This is a genomic window from Butyrivibrio sp., assembly GCF_017940685.1.
Taxonomy (GTDB): domain Bacteria; phylum Bacillota; class Clostridia; order Lachnospirales; family Lachnospiraceae; genus Butyrivibrio.
The window spans coordinates 1-2,869 of record NZ_JAGAYD010000206.1; the positions used below are offsets into that span (position 1 = coordinate 1).

Genomic DNA, 2,869 nt, shown 5'->3' on the forward strand with positions numbered 1-2,869 from the left:
AACCTCTTAAGAAGATAAAGGTTCCGGTTCACGAGATTTCCATGATGATGTCAATTGCTCTTCGTTTCATTCCTATTCTCATGGAGGAAACTGACAAGATCATGAAGGCTCAGATGGCAAGAGGCGCTGATTTTGAGAGCGGCTCTCTTATGAACAGAGCAAGGAGCCTGATACCGCTTCTTGTTCCGCTTTTTGTATCGGCCTTCAGAAGGGCCAATGACCTTGCAATGGCCATGGAAGCCAGGTGCTACCGCGGCGGTGAGGGCAGGACCAAGATGAAGCCCCTTATATACAAGAGGCGCGATTTTATTGCATATGTAGTGATTGTTCTTTATATAGTAGCCATCATTGTGCTTGGCAGAATGATGTTTGCGTGATCTTGAAAGCGCCTTGATTATAGGCGGTATGGCACGGTGTATATGAAACGTATTATGCTGACGGTTTCTTATGACGGAACCGCTTATAACGGCTGGGCGCTGCAAAAGAGCACCCACAATACAATTGAAGAGATGCTGAACAGAGCTATCCACGGTCTAACGGGAGAAGAGGTGCAGGTTATCGGCGCAAGCCGCACGGACGCAGGGGTTCATGCCTATGGGAATGTGGCGGTCTTTGATACTAAGAGCACTATTCCGGGAGATCGGTTTTCTTTTGCCCTGAACCATATCCTTCCCGAAGATATAAGGGTGGTGGAGTCAAGGGAAGTTGCACCAGAGTTCCATCCAAGGCACTGCAACACGGAAAAGACCTATGAATACAGGGTACTTAATACAAGGACGGAGGTGCCAACAAAGCGCCTGTACACCTATCACTTCAGCATGCCACTTAACGAGGCGGTCATGCAGGAGGCAGGGCAGTACCTTGTGGGAGAGCACGATTTTACAAGCTTTTGCAATGTGGAATCCCAGGCTGCAAGCCATGTGCGAACTATCAAGGATGTAAATGTAAGGCGAGAAGGCGACGAAGTCATTATCTCCGTTACAGGAAATGGCTTTTTATATAACATGGTCAGGATAATAGCCGGAACCCTTATCCAGATAGGTAGGGGGAAGGGAGAGCCCTCTGATGTTCAGAGAATGATCGAGGCAAAAGACAGGTCGGCAGCAGGACCTACTGCACCTGCCCAGGGACTGTTTCTTATAAAGTATGTATTTGTTGATGGAATCCCAGAAAACTGTTGACAAATTAAGGCCTTTGGTCATATAATATCATTCGCGTGACAAAGTTAGTTCTATAACTATGCCCGCACGAAATCACAAATGACATATTGATGTCCCGGTAAGCTTCAATGTGTTCATATATCTGCACAGATCAGGTGAAGGGTCCATGCAGGCGATGCAATTTAGTAATTGTTCTATTTTGTAAAGGAGAAACATGATGAAAACTTTTATGCCTAGTGCAACTACAGTTGAAAAGAAGTGGTATGTAGTTGATGCTACAGATATGACACTTGGACGTCTTGCATCAAACGTAGCAAACGTTCTTAGAGGCAAGAATAAGCCTATCTACACACCTAACATTGACACAGGTGATTATGTGATCGTTATCAATGCTGAGAAGATCAAGGTAACTGGTAAGAAGATGGACCAGAAGATGTACTGGCACCACACAGAGTATGTTGGACATCACAAGGAGTTCTCACTCCGTCAGATGCTTCAGGATCACCCTGAGAGAGTTGTTGAGCACGCTGTTAAGGGAATGCTTCCTAAGGGATCTCTTGGAAGAGAGATGTATGGCAAGCTCCATGTATACGCAGGTAGCGAGCACCCACATGCAGCTCAGAAGCCTGAGGTATTAACATTTTAATCTGAGAGGAGAATAAGAAAATGGCAAAGTCAGCTAATTACTACGGAACAGGTAGAAGAAAAAAGTCAATCGCCAGAGTTTATCTTATGGCTGGTAATGGAAATATAACAATCAACAAGAGACCTATCGATGAGTACTTTGGCCTTGAGACTCTTAAGGTTATCGTTCGTCAGCCACTCGTAGCTACAGAGACATCAGACAAGTTCGATGTAGTTGTTACAGTAAGAGGCGGCGGCACAACAGGTCAGGCTGGTGCTATCAGACATGGTATTTCAAGAGCTCTTCTTCAGGCAGACTCAGATGAGTACAGACCTGTACTTAAGAAGGCTGGATACCTTACAAGAGACCCTCGTATGAAGGAAAGAAAGAAGTACGGCTTAAAGAAAGCTCGTCGTGCTCCACAGTTCTCAAAGAGATAATGCGCGTTTCTACAAGCGATGCGAATACAAAAAGGGATTGCTCCCGCAAGTTTACTTGCTGGGGAGCAATCCCTTTTTTGTATTCATAGCGCGACAGCGCGACATGAAATAGCCCGAAGGGCTATGAATGGCATCGCTTGTAGGATGAACAAGAATGCCGCGACAACGAGAAATAAGTTAAAAGGATTAAATTTGAATAAACATTTCAGAAAATCCATTAGTTATTGAAATAATTAGTCTATAATAGTTTTGTAGCTATAAAGAACTGCAATCTGGAAATATATGACAGGAGGTACAGAATGAGTATCAAGAATTTGGTTAATTTAGATGATAAGAAGTTGCTTGAGATGAATGTAGGTAAGAAATTTGCGCATACTTTTACACGCATATACATATATCTTGGTTTATCTCTCTGCCTGCTTATCATTTCTATCGCAGTTGGTATATCAGGATATCATAAACTTTATAACAACTATTACAATCAAAATACTTATCAGGGACTTCTTCGTATTCACAACCAGAATCTCGGAAAATCTGCTTGGTGGGCGCTTGCTACTCGTGTATCTGAGACAAGACAGGAACAAATAGTAGAGTTCCATGAAACAATGCTTAACAACATGAAAGAAGATCTTACTAATTTAAGA

At 43.4% G+C, this 2,869-nt stretch carries 5 protein-coding genes; all 5 read left to right on the plus strand.

The window, feature by feature from the left end; genetic code table 11:
- Positions 1-377, plus strand: a 377-nt coding sequence (locus tag J6I68_RS12635) for an energy-coupling factor transporter transmembrane component T family protein (protein WP_292220821.1), incomplete at its 5' end; no start/stop codon positions are given.
- A gap of 42 nt (positions 378-419) precedes the next feature.
- Positions 420-1,181 (plus strand): tRNA pseudouridine(38-40) synthase TruA, encoded by a 762-nt coding sequence (gene truA / locus J6I68_RS12640; protein WP_292220823.1) that lies wholly within the window; start codon positions 420-422, stop codon positions 1,179-1,181.
- A gap of 196 nt (positions 1,182-1,377) precedes the next feature.
- The gene (rplM, locus tag J6I68_RS12645) at positions 1,378-1,806 is read left to right on the plus strand and encodes a 50S ribosomal protein L13 (protein WP_292203671.1); all 429 of its coding nucleotides are present in this window, start codon (positions 1,378-1,380) and stop codon (positions 1,804-1,806) included.
- A 20-nt stretch (positions 1,807-1,826) separates the two neighbouring features.
- Complete coding sequence (rpsI, locus tag J6I68_RS12650) at positions 1,827-2,225, plus strand: 30S ribosomal protein S9 (protein WP_292203672.1); 399 nt, start codon at positions 1,827-1,829, stop codon at positions 2,223-2,225.
- Positions 2,226-2,524: 299 nt separating this feature from the next.
- On the plus strand, positions 2,525-2,869 hold a 345-nt coding region (locus tag J6I68_RS12655; RefSeq protein WP_292220825.1), incomplete at its 3' end, for a hypothetical protein.